Annotated in this window: 16 protein-coding genes; 14 read left to right on the top strand and 2 right to left on the bottom strand. The window is 62.9% G+C overall.

What is annotated here, in order from left to right:
* The first annotated feature begins 304 nt into the window (after positions 1 to 304).
* The 12 genes from J7557_RS01970 to phoB all read left to right on the top strand — a co-directional run bounded on the left by J7557_RS01970 (position 305) and on the right by phoB (position 12,836).
* A complete protein-coding gene (locus J7557_RS01970) occupies positions 305 to 1,057 on the top strand; it encodes a transketolase (protein ID WP_291418261.1) in 753 nt (250 codons plus the stop codon).
* Entirely contained in the window at positions 1,057 to 2,016 is a 960-nt protein-coding gene (locus tag J7557_RS01965) for a transketolase C-terminal domain-containing protein (RefSeq protein WP_291416819.1), read from the top strand. Before J7557_RS01970 ends, J7557_RS01965 begins: the two co-directional genes overlap by 1 nt.
* The gene (locus J7557_RS01960; protein WP_291416817.1) at positions 2,013 to 3,506 is read left to right on the top strand and encodes an FGGY family carbohydrate kinase; all 1,494 of its coding nucleotides are present in this window, start codon (positions 2,013 to 2,015) and stop codon (positions 3,504 to 3,506) included. The genes J7557_RS01965 and J7557_RS01960 overlap by 4 nt, the downstream gene beginning before the upstream one ends.
* Complete coding sequence (locus J7557_RS01955; protein ID WP_291416815.1) at positions 3,503 to 4,492, top strand: TIM barrel protein; 990 nt, start codon at positions 3,503 to 3,505, stop codon at positions 4,490 to 4,492. Before J7557_RS01960 ends, J7557_RS01955 begins: the two co-directional genes overlap by 4 nt.
* Entirely contained in the window at positions 4,492 to 5,397 is a 906-nt protein-coding gene (locus tag J7557_RS01950; protein WP_291416813.1) for a nucleoside hydrolase, read from the top strand. The genes J7557_RS01955 and J7557_RS01950 overlap by 1 nt, the downstream gene beginning before the upstream one ends.
* Before the next feature lie 172 nt (positions 5,398 to 5,569).
* Positions 5,570 to 6,325: an IclR family transcriptional regulator gene (locus J7557_RS01945; RefSeq protein ID WP_291416811.1), complete on the top strand. Its 756-nt coding sequence runs from the start codon at positions 5,570 to 5,572 to the stop codon at positions 6,323 to 6,325.
* Positions 6,326 to 6,600: 275 nt separating this feature from the next.
* Positions 6,601 to 7,623: a substrate-binding domain-containing protein gene (locus J7557_RS01940; RefSeq protein WP_291416809.1), complete on the top strand. Its 1,023-nt coding sequence runs from the start codon at positions 6,601 to 6,603 to the stop codon at positions 7,621 to 7,623.
* Positions 7,624 to 7,692: 69 nt separating this feature from the next.
* On the top strand, positions 7,693 to 9,066 hold the full coding sequence (gene pstC, locus J7557_RS01935) for a phosphate ABC transporter permease subunit PstC (protein WP_291416807.1): 1,374 nt from the start codon (positions 7,693 to 7,695) through the stop codon (positions 9,064 to 9,066).
* A 1-nt stretch (position 9,067) separates the two neighbouring features.
* Complete coding sequence (pstA, locus tag J7557_RS01930) at positions 9,068 to 10,435, top strand: phosphate ABC transporter permease PstA (RefSeq protein WP_291416805.1); 1,368 nt, start codon at positions 9,068 to 9,070, stop codon at positions 10,433 to 10,435.
* Between the two features lie 65 nt (positions 10,436 to 10,500).
* Positions 10,501 to 11,283 carry a phosphate ABC transporter ATP-binding protein PstB gene (pstB, locus tag J7557_RS01925; protein ID WP_291418259.1) on the top strand — a complete coding sequence of 261 codons (783 nt, stop codon included), beginning with the start codon at positions 10,501 to 10,503 and terminating at the stop codon, positions 11,281 to 11,283.
* Between the two features lie 23 nt (positions 11,284 to 11,306).
* Complete coding sequence (gene phoU, locus J7557_RS01920) at positions 11,307 to 12,017, top strand: phosphate signaling complex protein PhoU (RefSeq protein ID WP_291416803.1); 711 nt, start codon at positions 11,307 to 11,309, stop codon at positions 12,015 to 12,017.
* Between the two features lie 117 nt (positions 12,018 to 12,134).
* Positions 12,135 to 12,836, top strand: coding sequence for a phosphate regulon transcriptional regulator PhoB (gene phoB / locus J7557_RS01915; protein WP_035087338.1), 702 nt, complete (start codon positions 12,135 to 12,137; stop codon positions 12,834 to 12,836).
* Between the two features lie 4 nt (positions 12,837 to 12,840).
* Here the strand turns inward: phoB and J7557_RS01910 are convergent, their stop codons facing one another.
* Entirely contained in the window at positions 12,841 to 13,980 is a 1,140-nt protein-coding gene (locus J7557_RS01910) for a diguanylate cyclase (protein ID WP_291416799.1), read from the bottom strand.
* A 278-nt stretch (positions 13,981 to 14,258) separates the two neighbouring features.
* On the opposite strand from J7557_RS01910, the gene J7557_RS01905 reads away from it, so the two are divergent.
* Both J7557_RS01905 and rpsU read left to right on the top strand, forming a co-directional pair.
* Positions 14,259 to 15,185, top strand: coding sequence for an MYG1 family protein (locus J7557_RS01905; RefSeq protein WP_291416797.1), 927 nt, complete (start codon positions 14,259 to 14,261; stop codon positions 15,183 to 15,185).
* Between the two features lie 125 nt (positions 15,186 to 15,310).
* Positions 15,311 to 15,586: a 30S ribosomal protein S21 gene (gene rpsU / locus J7557_RS01900; RefSeq protein ID WP_291416795.1), complete on the top strand. Its 276-nt coding sequence runs from the start codon at positions 15,311 to 15,313 to the stop codon at positions 15,584 to 15,586.
* Between the two features lie 64 nt (positions 15,587 to 15,650).
* Here the strand turns inward: rpsU and J7557_RS01895 are convergent, their stop codons facing one another.
* Positions 15,651 to 15,902: a hypothetical protein gene (locus tag J7557_RS01895; RefSeq protein WP_291416793.1), complete on the bottom strand. Its 252-nt coding sequence runs from the start codon at positions 15,900 to 15,902 to the stop codon at positions 15,651 to 15,653.
* Between the last annotated feature and the right edge of the window lie 539 nt (positions 15,903 to 16,441).

Here is a 16,441-nt window from a genome sequence, read left to right as displayed (position 1 = left end):
TTTGTCGCGGCAAGTCCGCAATCTCTCTCGCTTCCCTGGCCCATAAATAGGTGGAGAAACACCGTCCTGCACACGACCTTCATCACCATTCGAAACACGAAACGCAAAAAATCACAAATTTTCCGTATTGCACGAAAGCAAAGCAAGCGGTACTCAACCATACAAGAGCATCCCGCCTCGGCATTTTTCGCTGAGGCAATTGCCGACGGAGGTCCCCTTGCCATCACCCGCCGCTCCCCTCAAGAACGACCTCGTGGGCGATATCGCCGCGCAGGCGTTGTGGATACGCCGCCGCAGCTTCCAGATGGTCTATGAGGCCCAGCAGGGCCACCCGGGCGGCGATTTCAGCGCCACCGACGTGCTCGCGACCCTCTACTTCGGCGTCATGCGCTACGACCCGAAGAACCCGCGCGATCCAAAGCGCGATCGCTTCGTCATGAGCAAGGGCCATTGCACCGGCGCCTTCTACTCCGTCCTCGCCCGCGCTGGCTATTTCCCGGAGGCGGACCTTTCGGACTACATGAAGCCGCTCTCGAAGCTCAACGGCCACCCGAACCGCAATTACCTCCCCGGCGTCGAAACCAATACCGGACCGCTCGGCCACGGCCTCCCCGTCGCCCTCGGCATCGCCATTGCCGGCCAGATCGACAATGCCGACTACCGCACCTTCGTCCTCACCGGCGATGGTGAACTGCAGGAAGGCAGCAATTGGGAGGCAGCTCTCACCGGCGGCCACCGCAAGCTGGAAAACCTGACACTCATCATCGACCGCAACCGCCTGCAGCAGGGCGCGCGTACCGAGGACACCGCCTCGCTCGATCCGCTTGATGACAAGTGGCGCGCCTTCGGCTGGCATGTTGAAGTCGTCGATGGCCACGACCACGCCAAACTGCTCGAAGTCCTCTCGGCCTCGCCAAAGGGCCGCGGCAAACCGCTCTGCGTCATCGCCAACACCTTTAAGGGCAAGGGCGTCAGCTTCATGCACGACAACGTCGCCTGGCATCACGGCGTGCCGAATAAAGAGCAATACGAACAAGCCATGCGGGAACTCGTCTGATGAGCGCTGCTGCCCCCCCCAAAGCCGGCCTCTTCGATTGCCGCGACAGCTTTGCCAAAACCATCGAGGCCCTGGCCGAAGCCGATCCGCGCATCGTCACGGTGGTGAGCGATAGCGTCGGCTCGTCCAAACTCGGCGGCTTCCGCACGAAATTCCCTGATCGCATGGTCAATGTCGGCATTGCCGAACAGACCCTCGTCGCTGTCGGCGCCGGCCTTGCCAATGGCGGCAAGGTGCCCTTCGTCTCGGCCGCCTCGTGCTTCATCACTGGCCGCGCGCTGGAACAGGTAAAGGCCGACATCGCCTATTCCAACGTCAACGTGAAACTGATCGGCCAGTCCTCCGGCGTCGCCTATGGCGAGCTGGGCCCGACCCATCACTCCATCGAAGACCTCGCCTGGCTCCGTCTCTTCAACAACATGAAGCTGATCGTCCCGGCCGATCCCTGGCAGACTGCCGAGGCCATCAAGGCCGCCGCTGCCTATGACGGCCCGGTCTTCGTCCGCGTCAGCCGCATGACCGTCCCTGCCCTCGATCGTCCCGAAGGCGCCGTCTTCGAGATCGGCAAGGCCGAAACCCTCGTAGAGGGCACTGACGCCACCATCATCGCCAACGGCACCATGGTCCACCGCGCCGTCGCCGCAGCCAAGGCGCTCGCCGCCGAAGGCATCTCGGCCCGTGTCGTCAACATGGCCACCGTTAATCCGCTGGACGAAGCCGTCATCGCTGTTGCCACCGAAACCGGCGCCATCGTCACGGTGGAAGAACACTCCGTCCGCGGCGGCCTTGGCGGCGCCGTGGCCGAGGTCGTCATCTCGACCAACCCCGTACCCATGCGCATCCTCGGCTTCCCCGGCTTCGTGCCCACCGGCTCTGCGGAATGGCTTTTTGACAATTTTGGGCTCAACGAAACCGGCATTGCCGACGCCGTGCGCCAGACCATCGCGCGCAAAAAATGACCAGCGAGCTGATCCTCGCCATCGACCAGGGCACCACCAACACCAAGGCATTGTTGGTGGATGCCTCCGGCCGTGTCCTCCATCAGGCCTCGATGCCCAACATCGTCACCTATCCCCATCCCGGTTGGGCCGAGCAATCGGCCACCGCGCTGGTTGATGGGGTAAAAACGGTCATCGCCGAAGTCGTCGCCAAGGCCGGCACCACTGACATCGCCGGCATCGGCATCTCCAATCAGCGCGAGTCGATCCTTGTCTGGGACGCTGCGACCGGTGAGCCCATCGGCCCCGTCGTCATCTGGCAGTGCCGCCGCTCCGCGCCCAAATGCGACGCCCTCCGCGCCGCCGGCCACGCCGAAACCATCGAGGCCAAAACCGGTCTCGCGCTCGATCCCCTCTTCCCCGCCGCCAAGATCGCCTGGCTGCTCGACAACACACCCGGCGCACGCGCCCGTGCCGAGGCTGGCGAACTCCGCGTCGGCACAGTCGATTCCTGGCTCCTCTGGAATCTCACCGGCGGCGCAACACACGCCACCGACCATTCCAACGCCTCCCGCACCCAGCTCTTCAATACCGAGACGCTGGCCTGGGATGCCGACCTCTGCGCCCTCTTCGGCGTACCGCAAAACATGCTGGCCGAAGTCAAATCCTCCGACACCCGGTTCGGCGTCACCGCCGAAGGCGCCACGGCCCTCCCCGCCGGCACACCAATCCTCGCCATGATCGGCGACTCCCACGCCGCCCTCTTCGGCCACGGCGTCCGTACCCCCGGCACAGTAAAAGCCACCTACGGCACCGGCACCTCCTTGATGGCCCTGACGCCTAACCGTGTCCGCTCCACCCACGGCATCTCCTCGACGATCGCCTGGAGTCAGGGCGGAAAAGCCCAGCACGCTCTCGAAGGCAACATCTCCGTCTCCGGCCAGACCGCCGCCTTCACCGCCGAGCTCCTCGGCCTCGCTGACGCTGCCGCGCTCTCGGCCCTCGCCGAAGCCGTTCCCGACAGCAATGGCGTCTCCTTCGTACCCGCCCTTGTCGGCCTCGGCGCCCCCTATTGGCGCGCCGACGCCCGCGGCACCATCACCGGCATGTCCCTCGGTACCAAGCCGGCCCACCTCGCCCGCGCCGCATTGGAAGCCATCGCCTTCCAGGTCGCCGACGTCTATTCCGCCATGGAAGCCGACATGGCGTCTCCCCTCGGCGAACTCCGTGCCGATGGCGGCGCCTCGCGCAACGCGACTGTGATGCAATTCCAGTCCGACATTTTGGGCCGCCCAGTTGCCGCTGCCGCCGCCCCCGAAGTCAGCGCCCTCGGTGCTGCTGCCCTCGCCTTCTCATCCATCGGCATTGCCATGCCGGGCGTCCCCGCCGCCGGCCACTTCGCGCCGCAGATGGACGAGCCAACTGCCAAGAAACACCGTCAGCGCTGGAAGTCCGCCGTGACCCAGACGCTCGCGACAAAAGACCAACAGAACAGTGGAGGAAACCAATGACCACCCAGCGTTTTGGCGCCGGCATCTGGCACTTTGCGACCTATCTCGACCGCTACGCCACCGACGGCTACGGCATCCCGCGCAATATCATCGAAGCCATCGATCTCGCCGGTCAGGTCAAAGACCTTTCGGTCGTCGACCTCAACTGGCCCTATTTCGGCGGAGAATTCTCCGACACCGAGATCAAGACCGCGCTCGACCGCAACAATCTCAAGGTCATAGGCATCACGCCCGAAATCTACACCCGTGATTTCGTCAAGGGCGCCTTCACCAATCCAGACGCCGGCATTCGCCGCAAGGCCCACGAACTCATCACCGCCGCCTGCGACGTCGTCCGCTTCCATAAGGCCGACTACGTAAAGCTCTGGCCCGGTCAGGACGGCTGGGACTACCCCTTCCAGGTCGATTATTCGACCCAGTGGCAGCGCTCGCTCGACGGCGTCGGCCAGCTCGCCTCGGAAAATCCGGACCTCAAATTCGTCATCGAATACAAGCCGCGCGAACCCCGCGTCCGGATGAGCTTTGGTTCGGTTGCCCGCACCATTCTCGGCATCGAGAAGATCGGCCTGCCCAACGTCGGCATCCTGCTCGATTTCGGCCACGCCATCATGGGCGGTGAATCGGCCGCTGACTCCGCCCAGCTCGCCATCGACCACGGCCGCCTCTTCGGCATGGACGTCAACGACAACTACCGCTCCTGGGACGATGACCTCGTCGCCGGCTCGCTCCATCCGCTCGAGCTCTTCGAGTTCTTCTACGTCCTCAAGAAGAACAAGTGGGAAGGCGTCTGGCAGCTCGACCAGTTCCCCTTCCGCGAAGACTCCGTCGCTACGGCCACCCACGCCATCGACTTCCTCAAGGCCGCAGCCAAGGGCCTCGACCGCCTCGATATCGATGCTCTGCAGGAAGCCCAGAGCCGTCACGACGCCATTGGCGCCATGAAGATCGCCCAGAAGGCCCTCTTCGGCGCATTGGGAGAGCAGTAATGACCAATCTCCCCCGCGAGAAGCGCGCGCGTCTGATCCTCAATACCGACGCCAAGAACGAGGCCGACGATCAGTTCACCATCGTCCACGCCCTGCTTACGCCGACTTTCGACTTCCACGGCATCATCGCCGCCCATTTCGGCGCGCACCGCTCCAAGACGTCGATGCTCGACAGCCGCGCCGAGATCGATCTGCTGCTCAAGCTCATGGACCTAGAAGGCCGCATCCCAGTCGCCAATGGCGCCGCCACGGCCCTCCCCGATGAAAAAACGCCGGTTCCCTCTCCGGGCGCCCAGATGATCATCGACGAAGCCATGAAGGACGACGACCGTCCGCTTTACGTCGCCTTCCTCGGCCCGCTGACCGACATGGCCTCGGCCATCCTGATGGAACCGCGCCTCAACGAGCGCAACGTCATCTGCGTCTGGATCGGCGGCGGCGTCTGGCCCTCGGGCGGCCGCGAATTCAACCTGATGAACGACATCGCCGCCGCCAACGTGGTGATGCGCTCAAAGGTCCAGGTCTGGCAGATCCCGTCCACCGTCTATCGCATGATGTCGGTGAGCTATGCCGAACTTCAGGAACGCTGCGAAGACAAGGGCCCGATCGGCAAATACCTCGTTGACCAGCTCATCGACTGGAATTTCCGCGTGCACCAGGGCCCTATCGAGCATCGCTCGCTCGGCGATACCCCCGCCCTCTCGGTAATCCTCAACCCGATGGGCGGCACCTACGATTGGCGCCCCGCACCCGAGTTCAGCCCGCAGATGCACTACATCCACAATGGCCAGCACCGTCCGATCAAGGTCTACGACACGATCGACATCCGCTACATTCTGGAAGACTTCTACGCCAAGTTGGCCCGCTTCCACCGCGGCGTGCAGGGCCTGGCCAACTTCGGCTGATCTGCTTTCACATTCACCGGCCCATTCCTCTCCCCCTCGGGGAGAGGGTGGATCGCGCATCGCGCGAGACGGGTGAGGGGGACGTCGCCCCAACCGCGAATCTCCTCGCCTAATTCACTTCCCTTCCCCCGCCATCCATGGCACCTCAGGCCAACCACCACCCGAGGCCACCATGCGCGACGGAGACATCATTCACGGCCTGGCACGCGGTCTCGCCGTCATCGAATGCTTCGACGAACAGAACGCCCGCATGTCGATCACGGACGTCGCTGCCCGCACGGGCCTCGAACGCGCCACGGCCCGCCGTTGCCTCCTGACCCTCGTCCATCTCGGCTACGCCACATATGACGGAAAATTCTTTCAGCTCACCCCCCGCGTACTGAACCTCGGCCACTTCTATCTGGCAGCCAACACCCTGCCCCAGATGATCCAGCCCTTCCTCGATGAGCTCTCCGACGCGACCGGCGAAAGCGGTTCCGCCGCCGTCCTCGACGGCACCGACATTCTCTACGTCGCCCGCGCCTCCACCCGCCGCGTCATGTCGATCAATCTCGGCCCCGGTGCCCGGCTCCCCGCCTATTGCACCTCCATGGGCCGCATTCTCCTCGCGTCCCTGCCGCCGGAAGAAGCCCGCGCCATTCTCGATCGCTCCGAGCTCATCGCCTATACCAGCCGCACCAAGGCCGACCTCCCCAGCATCACCACCGAACTGGCCGTCGTCGCCGCCCAAGGCTTTGCAGTCATCGATCAGGAACTCGAACTCGGCCTCTGCTCCATAGCGGTCCCGCTCTACAATTCCGCCGGCAAGACCATCGCTGCTCTGAACATCGGCGCCCAGACCGCCCGCGCCTCCACCTCGCGCATGATCGCGAGCTTCCTGCCGCTGATGCGCAAGATCCAGTCAGACCTCCGCCCGCTTTTGCGTTGACAGACAGTCCAACTGTCACAATTGCCCACTAAACTCCTCTCTGACACGCCGTGAATCCGGGCTCGCAAAGAGTCACAAAACAACGTGTCACAATGTGTCACGCATCTGATACTAACCGAATTATCCTGTTAAATCAGACTGTTACACTGTCACAAACCAGTCACCTATCTGCAATAAAACCGTCGCTGGGCGCCAATATGGTCTGCCGCGTCACAGGGCGGTCGCAAGTTAATGGCTGGCCATGTCTAAGAACCGAATTCCGAAAGGGAACTTTCATGAAGACCGCACTTTTTGCTAGCGCCGCCGTTATCGCGCTCGCCGCCTTCGGCACGTCAGCTGCTTTCGCCCAGTCGCGCGACACCATCCAGATCGCCGGCTCGTCGACGGTCCTGCCCTTCGCCTCGATCGTTGCTGAAGAATTCAGCGCTGCATTCCCCGAGTTCAAGACCCCGGTCGTCGGCTCCGGCGGCACCGGCGGCGGCCTGAAGCAGTTCTGCGAAGGCACCGGCGACAACACCATCGACATCGCCAATGCCTCGCGCCAGATCAAGGACGCCGAACTCGAAGCTTGCACCGCTGCTGGCGTGACCGACGTTCGTGAAGTCCAGTTCGGCTTCGACGGCATCGTGTTTGCCTCGTCCGCTTCGGGCGCTGACTTCGCCCTGACCCCGGTCCAGATCTACAAGGCAATCGCTGCCAAGGTCATGGTTGACGGCGCCATGGTCGACAACCCCTACAAGACCTGGAACGAAATCGACGCTTCGCTCCCGAACCAGCCGATCTCGCTCGCCATCCCGGCTTCGAACCACGGCACCCGTGAAGTCTTCCAGGAGAAGGTCGTCACCGCTGGCTTCAAGGAAGCCGGTCACCCCGAAGGCATGTCGGAAGACGACATCAAGGCCGCTGAAACCACCTTCCGTCAGGACGTGGTCATCGAAATCTCGGGCGACTACACCGAGACCCTCGCTCGCCTGAACTCGGATGCCAACACCGTTGGCGTGTTCGGTCTGTCGTTCTACGAACAGAACACCGACTCGCTCAAGGTTGCCACCATCGACGGTGTCGTTCCCTCCAAGGAAACCGTTGCCGGCGGCGAATACCCCGTCTCGCGTCCGCTGTTCTTCTACGTCAAGGGTCAGCACATCGGCGTGATCCCGGGCATCGAAGAATACGTCCAGTTCTTCCTCTCCGAAGGCGTCTCCGGTGAAGGTGGTGCTCTTGAAGCCGCTGGCCTGATCCCGCAGCCGGCTGAAAAGACCGCTGAAGTTCTCGCTGCTTTCGAAGCTGGCGCTCAGTAATAGACTTTTCGCGGGTCGCACCATTCCGGTGCGGCCCGCTCTTTCGTTTTCCCGCGGGGGCGCATCGCGATGAATGCTCTGGTCGTAGCCGGCGTACTAATTGTCCTTCTAGGCATTTCCTATCAGACCGGCTGGTCGAAGAGCCGGAACCTCGTCACTGCTGATGGCGTCAAGGTTCACTCTCGCCCGCAATATCACGGGTCGTTCACCGCGATCTGGGCCATGATCCCGGCGCTGGTTATCCTGCTGCTCTGGGCCTGGTTCGGCGGCGGCATCACCCACAACTACACCGTCTCGCAGATCCCGCAGGACATCCTCGTCTCGCTCGACCAGGCTGGCCTCAATGGCGCTCTGATCCGCATCAATGCCCTGGCCTCCGGCTACGGCGTGGCAGGCGAAACCGCTCCCTGGGAGCAGGCAGCCGGCGACGCTGTACGCTCGTTCAATTTCCTCACTTTCGCTGGCACGCTGATCCTCGCAGTGGTCGCTGGCGGCGCCGGCCTCTTCTACGCCCGCTCCCAGATCAATGCCCGCCTCCGGGCCCGCAACTCGGTCGAGCGCGTCGTCAATGTCCTGTTGCTCGCCTGTTCCGCCGTCGCCATTCTGACCACCGTCGGCATCGTGGCCTCGCTGGTCACCGAAGCGCTGCGCTTCTTTACCTTCATCAACCCGATCGACTTCTTCTTTGGCACCGTCTGGGCTCCGAACAATGCCGGCGGCGACAATCACGGCTCTTATGGCCTCCTGCCGCTGCTCTCCGGCACGCTGATGATCACGGCCATCGCCATGATCGTCGCTGTCCCGGTTGGCCTCCTGTCGGCCATCTATCTCAGCCAGTACGCCCCCAAGTCGTTCCGCGCTGTCGCCAAGCCGCTCATCGAAATCCTCGCTGGTATCCCGACGATCGTCTTCGGCTTCTTCGCCCTCGTCACGGTTGGCCCCTTCCTCCGCGATTTCGGCAATGCCATCGGCCTTCAGATCAGCGCCACCTCGGCCCTGACCGCCGGTATCGTCATGGGCATCATGATCATCCCGTTCGTGTCGTCGCTCTCCGATGACATCATGAACCAGGTGCCGCGCACCCTGCGCGACGGTGCTTACGGCCTTGGCGCCACCCAGTCCGAGACGATCCGCAATGTGCTGCTGCCAGCCGCCCTCCCCGGTATCGTCGGCGCCTTCCTCCTCGCCGTCAGCCGCGCCATCGGCGAAACCATGATCGTGGTTCTCGCCGCCGGTAACGCGCCGATCCTGCGTGGCAGCCCGTTCGAGCCGGTTTCGACCATCACCGTTTCCATCGTCAACCAGCTCACCGGCGATACCGATTTCACCGGTCCCCAGTCGCTCGTTGGCTTCGCACTCGGTCTGACGCTCTTCGTCGTGACCCTCTGCCTCAATATCTTCGCCCTCTACATCGTCCGCCGCTTCCGGGAGCAGTACGAATAAAATGGCTACCGACATTCAGACTTCCCCCGACAAGTCCTCGTCCGAACGTACTGCCCTCATTCGCGCCGGCCTTCGTCGCCGTCACCTCAATGAGCAGATCTTCCGCGGGCTCGGCATTGCAGCCATCGCCATCGCCCTTGGCTTCGTGGCGCTGCTCTTTGCAGACGTGTTCCGCAAGGGCATCCCGGCCTTCGTCCAGTCGAACGTCCACCTCTCGGTGACCTTCGATGCCGAAGTGATCGACGTTGGTCCGGCTCCGGCACGCGGCGATTTTGCTTCGGACGCCGAATACACCGCTGCCAGCCTCAAGTGGCAGCGCGATCTGGCCCTGCTGAACTGGAACACCATCGTTGAGGCTTCGCTCCGCAAGGCCGCTCCGGAAGGTTTCGAGATCGACAGCCGTCAGATCCAGTCGATCCCGGAAACCAACGCCCGTCACCAGATCCGCGAAATGTTCGTGCGTGATCCCTCGCTCCTCGGCCAGACCGTGGAAGTCGATGTGCTCGCCTCGGCCAATGCCGCCAACTGGATCAAGGGCAATATCAACCGTGACCTCGGCGATGCCCAGCAGCAGTTGTCGCCGCCGGCCCGCCAGCTGATCGACATCTTCGTCGAGAACGGCACCATCTCGAATGGTTTCGCCTGGTCGATCTTCACCAATGTCGATAGCCGTGCCGCCCCTGCCTCGGCAGGTCTGCTCGGTGCCTTCGTCGGCACGCTGTGGATGATGCTGATCGTGGTCGTCCTGGCCGTTCCGATCGGTGTTGCCGCCGCCATCTACCTCGAAGAGTTCGCGCCGAAGTCGCGTCTGACCGACCTCATCGAAGTCAACATCAACAACCTCGCCGCCGTCCCCTCGATCGTTTTCGGTCTCCTCGGCGCCGCTGTGTTCATCAACTGGTTCCACCTGCCGATCTCGGCTCCGCTGGTCGGTGGTCTGGTGCTGACCCTGATGACCCTGCCCACCATCATCATCGCCACCCGTGGCGCGCTGATGGGCGTCTCCCCGGCCCTGCGCCAGGCGGCCCTCGGCATGGGCGCATCCAAGACCCAGATGGTGTTCCACCACGTGCTGCCGGTGACCTTCCCGTCGATCCTCACGGCCACCATTCTCGGCGTCGCCCACGCTCTGGGCGAAACCGCTCCGCTCCTGCTGATCGGCATGAAGGCCTTCGTCGCCTCGGTCCCTGCGACCCCGCTCGACCAGGCCGCCGCTCTCCCTGTCCAGATCTACCTCTGGCAGGGCAACGAAAACCGCAACTTCTTCGAACCCCGCACGGCTGCCGCCATCATGGTGCTGCTGGCGGTCATGATCCTGCTGAACGGCGTGGCGATCTATCTCCGCTCGCGCCTTGAAAAGCGTGCTTAAGGATGAGCCAAATGGATATGCTTGCCGGCAAGGTTAAGAAGACTTCCCTGAACGTGGACTCCGCCATGAACCCGACTGATGTGCTCGAACGCCCCATCCGCCTCACCGCTCGCGACGTGACCGTTCACTACGGCGCCAAGCAGGCCCTGCACGGCATCTCGATCGACATCCCCGATCGCGCCGTCACCGCTTTCATCGGACCCTCGGGCTGCGGCAAGTCGACGTTCCTGCGCTGCATCAACCGCATGAACGACACCATCGAAGGCGCCAAGGTTGGCGGCACGATCAAGCTCGACGGCGAAGACATCTACGCCCCGGCGCTTGACGTGGTCGAACTGCGCGCCCGCATCGGCATGGTCTTCCAGAAGCCCAATCCGTTCCCCAAGTCCATTTACGACAACGTCGCCTACGGCCCCCGCATCCATGGCCTGGCTCGCAACAAGGCCGACCTCGATGAGATCGTCGTGTCGTCCCTGCGCAAGGCCGGTCTCTTCGAAGAAGTGAAGGATCGTCTGCAGGAGCCCGGTACCGGTCTTTCCGGTGGCCAGCAGCAGCGCCTCTGCATTGCCCGCGCCATCGCCGTCGGCCCGGAAGTTATCCTCATGGATGAGCCCTGCTCGGCCCTCGACCCGATCGCGACCGCCGTCATCGAAGAGCTGATCGACGAATTGCGCGAAAACTACACCATCGTCATCGTGACCCACTCGATGCAGCAGGCCGCTCGCGTTTCCCAGCGCACCGCCTTCTTCCACCTCGGCAACCTGATCGAACAGGGCCCGACCGAGGACATCTTCACCAATCCGGTGAACAAGCAGACCCAGGACTACATCATGGGCCGCATCGGCTGATCGCGGAACGAGGAACCAACATCATGCCCAATACCGCATCCGACCATATCGTCTCGTCCTTCACCGACGAGCTCAACACCCTCGCCCAGGCTATCGCCGAAATGGGGGGCCAGGTTGAAGTCGCCATCGAGAACGGCACCAAGGCCCTTCTCAAGCTCGACCGTGAGCTGGCCGACCTCACCATCATCGCCGACCAGCGCATCGACGACATGCAGCGCCGGATCGATGACATGTGCGTGTCGATCATCGCCCGTCGCCAGCCCATGGCCAGCGACCTGCGCTCGATCGTCACTGCCATCCACGTCGCCAACGACCTCGAGCGCGTCGGCGACATGGCCAAGCAGTTGGCCCGCCGTTCGCTCAAGCTCGAAGGCATCAACCTGCAGCCGACCTTCTACAATGGCGTCAAGAACATGACCGCCCTTGTGCTGCGTCAGGTCAAGGACGCCCTCGACGCCTATGCCAATCGCGACGCCGCGGCCTCGGTGGAAGTGTGCAACCGCGACGACGAAGTCGACGCCATGTACACCTCGCTCTTCCGTGAACTCCTGACCTATATGCTGGAAGATCCGCGCAACATCACCACCTGCACGCATCTCTTGTTCTGCGCCAAGAACCTCGAACGCATCGGCGACCACGCGACCAACATCGCCGAACGCGCCTATTACCTGCAGACTGGCAAGCAGCTCACCGCTGATGTGCAGGAACTGCATCGCACCCAGATCAAGGCCTGACGGCCGAGGACTATCCCAAACGAGTCACCGCCTCCTTCGTGGGGGCAGCTGAAGAGGGTGGTGACAAAACAGAACGAATGACGGCAGCATGCGGCTGCCGATCGATGGAGCACGCCTATGCCCGCGACCATTCTCGTTGTCGAAGACGAGGGCGATATCGCCATTCTGCTGCGCTACAACCTCGAAGCCGAGGGTTTTCGCGTCGTCACCGCTGAAACCGGCGACGAAGCCCAGCACGCCATTGCCGAAAAGCTGCCCGATCTGATCCTGCTCGATTGGATGCTGCCCGAAATCTCCGGCATCGAACTGTGCCGCCGCCTCCGCGCCCGCGAAGAAACTTCGCGCATCCCGGTCATCATGCTCACCGCCCGCGGTGAAGAAGAAGAACGCGTCCGCGGTCTGTCCACAGGTGCCGACGACTACGTGGTAAAACCCTTCTCGGTTCCCGAGCTGGTCGCACGCATCCACGCCCTCCTCCGCCGCGCCAATCCGAACCTCGTGACCGCAGCCCTCAAGGTCGGCGATCTCGAGCTAGACCGCACCACGCACCGCGTGCGTCGCTCCACCCGCGACGTGCATCTCGGCCCAACCGAATATCGCCTGCTCGAATATCTCATGCGCCACCCGGGCCGCGTCTATTCGCGCGAGCAGCTTCTCGACGGCGTCTGGGGCAATGACGTCTATGTCGACGAACGCACCGTCGACGTCCATATCGGCCGCCTCCGCCGCGCCATCAATCGTGGCCGCGAAAACGACCCGATCCGCACCGTGCGCGGCGCCGGCTACGCCTTCGACGAACGCTTCGGCCAGCCAGCCTGACGGCTCACGCCGCTTCGGTCTCGGCCTCCGCCGGGACCTCTGATATCGCCACGCGATTGCGGCCCGCCGTCTTGGCTCGGTAAAGGGCCGCATCCGCCCGCCCAAAGGCGCTTTGCGGCGCCTGGCCGGCACCATATTCGGCAACGCCAAAGCTGGCGCTGATCCACCATTCCGGCGGCATGCCGGCATGGCGCAGATCCTTGAATTTCTTGCGCACCCGATCCGCCTCGATCATGGCGGCCTGTCCCGAAAGCCCCGGCACGATCACCGCGAATTCCTCGCCCCCGACCCGCCCGGCCTGATAGCCGCTGGCCCGCAAAAGATCGGCAAAAGCGCAAAGCGCCTTGTCTCCGGCGAGGTGCCCGAACCGGTCATTGATCGTTTTGAAGTGGTCGATATCGCAAAAGACCACACTGCCCCCAACCTTGCTGACCACACCGCCCAATTGGTGAAAGGCCTGGTGGTTCAACAGTCCCGTCAGGCTGTCGCATTCGGACCGCCGCCGATAGTTGACGATCACGCCATTGATGATCCGCGCCAGCAACAGAAACATGGCCAGCACCGAAAACACCGCCGAAAACAATAGTGTCGCGCGTTCGAGCATGCTGGCGCGCAGCACGCCATAGGCCATGTCGGCCGGAAAAATCAGCGGATAGGCCACGCCCCGCAGCACAAAAATGGCAGTCACGCAGCCGACGACCGCCAGCAGGACATTCTCCACCACCCGGCGCTCGCGAAAATTCATCAGCCGCTGCAGGCTGTCGAACAGCGCCAGCGCACAGGCAAACTGGAAAACCGGCGTCCGCAGCACAAAGGGCACATCCGCGAGCTTGAGACCGATCCCAAGCACCGTGAGCAGCGCCACGGTCACATAGAGCGCACGGTTCTGCTCGTCCTGCCCCAGCGCCGCGCGAATGGATTGGCCGAAACAGATATAGGCGAGCGGGCTCAATACGGTGACGGCAATCGAGCTCAGCACCATTTCATGCGCGTCGGCAAGAAAGGCCGTCTGCACCGTGGCGACCACCGCCGTGACCGTCAGCCAGGCGAGGGACGTCAGCCGCCGCATACCAAAGAAAACACTGACGCAGAGCATTGCCAGAATGGCAAAGCCCCCAGTCGTCACCCAGCTGAGACTGATCATCTACCCTCCCGTGGATGACGTTTGCCTGTCGCAATTGACCGCGCTGCGGGCCTGCACGCCTGCTGCTTGCGGCGGAGACATAAAGATGCCGGGTTAATGGGATGCTTATGGCTTTGTCGTCCCACCGTCGCAAACCGCCGCCAGGGACAATGCCAGAAGCATATCTTAACGCTTTCTTAACGATAACATTGCATCGGGCAGCCGAAGCAGGATAGCAAGGGTTGTCGGGACCGCGTGGGGTCGTGACGCCCGATTAAAATTGCAGGACCGCCCCAGAGATGACACCAGCATTCCTCGTCACCCACTCCGGTGGATTTCATGCCGATGAACTGCTGTCGAGCGTCATCCTGACCCGGCTCTTCCCAAATGCCGAGATCGTGCGCAGCCGCGCCCCGGAATGGATTACCCCTGCCCCCGATCGTATCATCTACGATGTCGGCGGCGCCTATGATGCCGACCTCCGGATTTTCGACCACCACCAGCGCGGCGCCCCGCTACGCGACGACGGCCAGCCCTATAGTTCCTTTGGCCTCGTCTGGAAGCATTTTGGCCGCGACTACATCGCCTCGTTCAATGTTCCTGCCGAACACATCGAGAGCGTCCACGCTTCCGTCGATGGCAACCTGGTGCTCCCCATCGACCTCGTCGACAATGGCGCCATCAGCCCATCTGGCCCCCTGGCAAGCCTGTCTCTCTCCTCTCTCCTGGAAACCCTGAAGCCCGATTTCGATGATCGCGATGGCGATGCCGACAATCAGGCGTTCCAGAAAGCCCTTGTCGTGGCGCGCAGCTTCGTCGAAGCCGGTGTGGCGCGTAGCGCCGCAAAACTCCGCGCCGAAGCCCTGGTCACGAAGGCCATCGAGGCAACCGGCTCCGGTCGCGTGCTTGAACTGCCCATGGGCATGCCCTTCCGCGCCGCCGTCGTGAAGGCCGGCGCCGATCACCTGCTTTTCGTCGTCCATCCGCGCGACAAGGATTGGTGCCTCACCGGCATCCGTCGCAGCGAAGACGGCTTCGAGCTGCGCGCCGACCTGCCCGCCGCCTGGGCCGGGCTCACCAATCACGATCTGGAAGTGGCGAGCGGCGTCGAAGGCGCCACCTTCTGCCACAACGGCCGCTTCATCGCCGCCGCCAAGACCAGGAATGCCGCGCTGGCCATGGCCGAAATCGCCGTCACTGAAGCTCTGGGCAGCCGCGCCGCCTGATAGACCATCACAACCCCACTTCACGGGTTGGCATCGCGGATCGGGCCTGATAACGAAGGGCACCGATCACAGATCGACTCCGCCTGCCTTTGATGGAGAAGGCGCACACCAAGTTAGGAAATTTTTTGCAGGTACAGGTACGCGACAACAACGTCGACCAAGCCCTCCGCGTTCTCAAGAAGCGTCTTCAGCGCGAAGGCGTCTTCCGCGAGATGAAGCTCCGCAAGTATTTCGAGAAGCCCTCGGAAGAACGTGTCCGCCGCAAGGCCGAAGCCATTCGCCGCAATCGCAAGGCTGCGCGCAAGCAGGCCATTCGCGAAGGTCTGATCGCGGCTCCCAAGCGCCCCGCAGGCAGCTTCGGCGGTCGCTCCGGCGGCTCGGCTCCGCGTTCGCAGGACTAAGACCTGCCTCCGAAACTGGATGCCAGTTCGGAATAAAAAAGCGCCGGCCTCATGGCCGGCGTTTTCATTGGCGCGTTCCGCGCGCCTGGCCGATGATTTCCATCTGTCGATGGAGGGACCGGATCTGATCCGGGCCGAGTGTCTGGCCATCGATCTTGAGCATCGCGCCGCGAAGGCTCACGGGCGCCGCCTGTTCCATGGCGAAGCGCACCGCCTTGGCGGCCGACGAAAAGCGCCGCGCCCCCTGTGCCAGCGCCGTTGCCACGTCGCTGCCGAGGAACAATTCGCTCGGGCTACTGAGTATATGCGTATTCATTCTAGTCTTTCTGCCGGCGAATAGCCGGTTTTGCGCAGCGCTCTTCGCACTGCCTTCTGATTCACTTTCGCAATATTGCGTGGTGATTGTCTCAGCCGCGTGACATTGCCGGCAACGGCGCCATGCGCCGCGCTCTCAAGCAAGAGCACACCTAGTCCGGCGAAATCCGGAACCAGCTGAATTATCGATATCAGCCGTTGGCTGGCGTCTAGCGCTTGTTTACGGCAATGCTGAAGACGCTGGCGCCTTCTATGCGAGCCGATCTGGACGCGTCGCTAGGCGAAAGATCGCCCTCTTCGACAACGCGTTCATTGGTCTCACCGCGAGACTTTACCCGGTAAAGCACCGGGCCAATCTCATGTGGGAGACAGGAGATCACTTCGCAAGGGCCTGCTGGCCGGTTGCTGTGACGCGGGGCGGAGCGCAGGTCGAGCATCTGGCCGACTTTATAGAGGTGAGACATCGAGCGCTCCTTTGGAAACCGGGGCGCAACCGCCCCGACCAAACTCAAACACTAGCGTTTTCAGAAAGAGGCGAAC

It is taken from the genome of Devosia sp. (assembly GCF_017744655.1).
Lineage (GTDB): Bacteria > Pseudomonadota > Alphaproteobacteria > Rhizobiales > Devosiaceae > Devosia.
The sequence above is the reverse complement of the archived record's forward strand: the minus strand, read 5'-3'. Positions and strand labels throughout refer to the sequence as shown.

Excerpts from the sequence above, each read along its gene's own strand:
- J7557_RS01970 (WP_291418261.1), top strand. The coding sequence starts at position 305 with ATGGTCTATGAGGCCCAGCAGGGCCACCCGGGCGGCGATTTCAGCGCC.
- J7557_RS01965 (WP_291416819.1), top strand. The coding sequence starts at position 1,057 with ATGAGCGCTGCTGCCCCCCCCAAAGCCGGCCTCTTCGATTGCCGCGAC.
- J7557_RS01960 (WP_291416817.1), top strand. The coding sequence starts at position 2,013 with ATGACCAGCGAGCTGATCCTCGCCATCGACCAGGGCACCACCAACACC.
- J7557_RS01955 (WP_291416815.1), top strand. The coding sequence starts at position 3,503 with ATGACCACCCAGCGTTTTGGCGCCGGCATCTGGCACTTTGCGACCTAT.
- J7557_RS01950 (WP_291416813.1), top strand. The coding sequence starts at position 4,492 with ATGACCAATCTCCCCCGCGAGAAGCGCGCGCGTCTGATCCTCAATACC.
- J7557_RS01945 (WP_291416811.1), top strand. The coding sequence starts at position 5,570 with ATGCGCGACGGAGACATCATTCACGGCCTGGCACGCGGTCTCGCCGTC.
- J7557_RS01940 (WP_291416809.1), top strand. The coding sequence starts at position 6,601 with ATGAAGACCGCACTTTTTGCTAGCGCCGCCGTTATCGCGCTCGCCGCC.
- pstC (WP_291416807.1), top strand. The coding sequence starts at position 7,693 with ATGAATGCTCTGGTCGTAGCCGGCGTACTAATTGTCCTTCTAGGCATT.
- pstA (WP_291416805.1), top strand. The coding sequence starts at position 9,068 with ATGGCTACCGACATTCAGACTTCCCCCGACAAGTCCTCGTCCGAACGT.
- pstB (WP_291418259.1), top strand. The coding sequence starts at position 10,501 with ATGAACCCGACTGATGTGCTCGAACGCCCCATCCGCCTCACCGCTCGC.
- phoU (WP_291416803.1), top strand. The coding sequence starts at position 11,307 with ATGCCCAATACCGCATCCGACCATATCGTCTCGTCCTTCACCGACGAG.
- phoB (WP_035087338.1), top strand. The coding sequence starts at position 12,135 with ATGCCCGCGACCATTCTCGTTGTCGAAGACGAGGGCGATATCGCCATT.
- J7557_RS01910 (WP_291416799.1), bottom strand. The coding sequence starts at position 13,980 with ATGATCAGTCTCAGCTGGGTGACGACTGGGGGCTTTGCCATTCTGGCA.
- J7557_RS01905 (WP_291416797.1), top strand. The coding sequence starts at position 14,259 with ATGACACCAGCATTCCTCGTCACCCACTCCGGTGGATTTCATGCCGAT.
- J7557_RS01895 (WP_291416793.1), bottom strand. The coding sequence starts at position 15,902 with ATGAATACGCATATACTCAGTAGCCCGAGCGAATTGTTCCTCGGCAGC.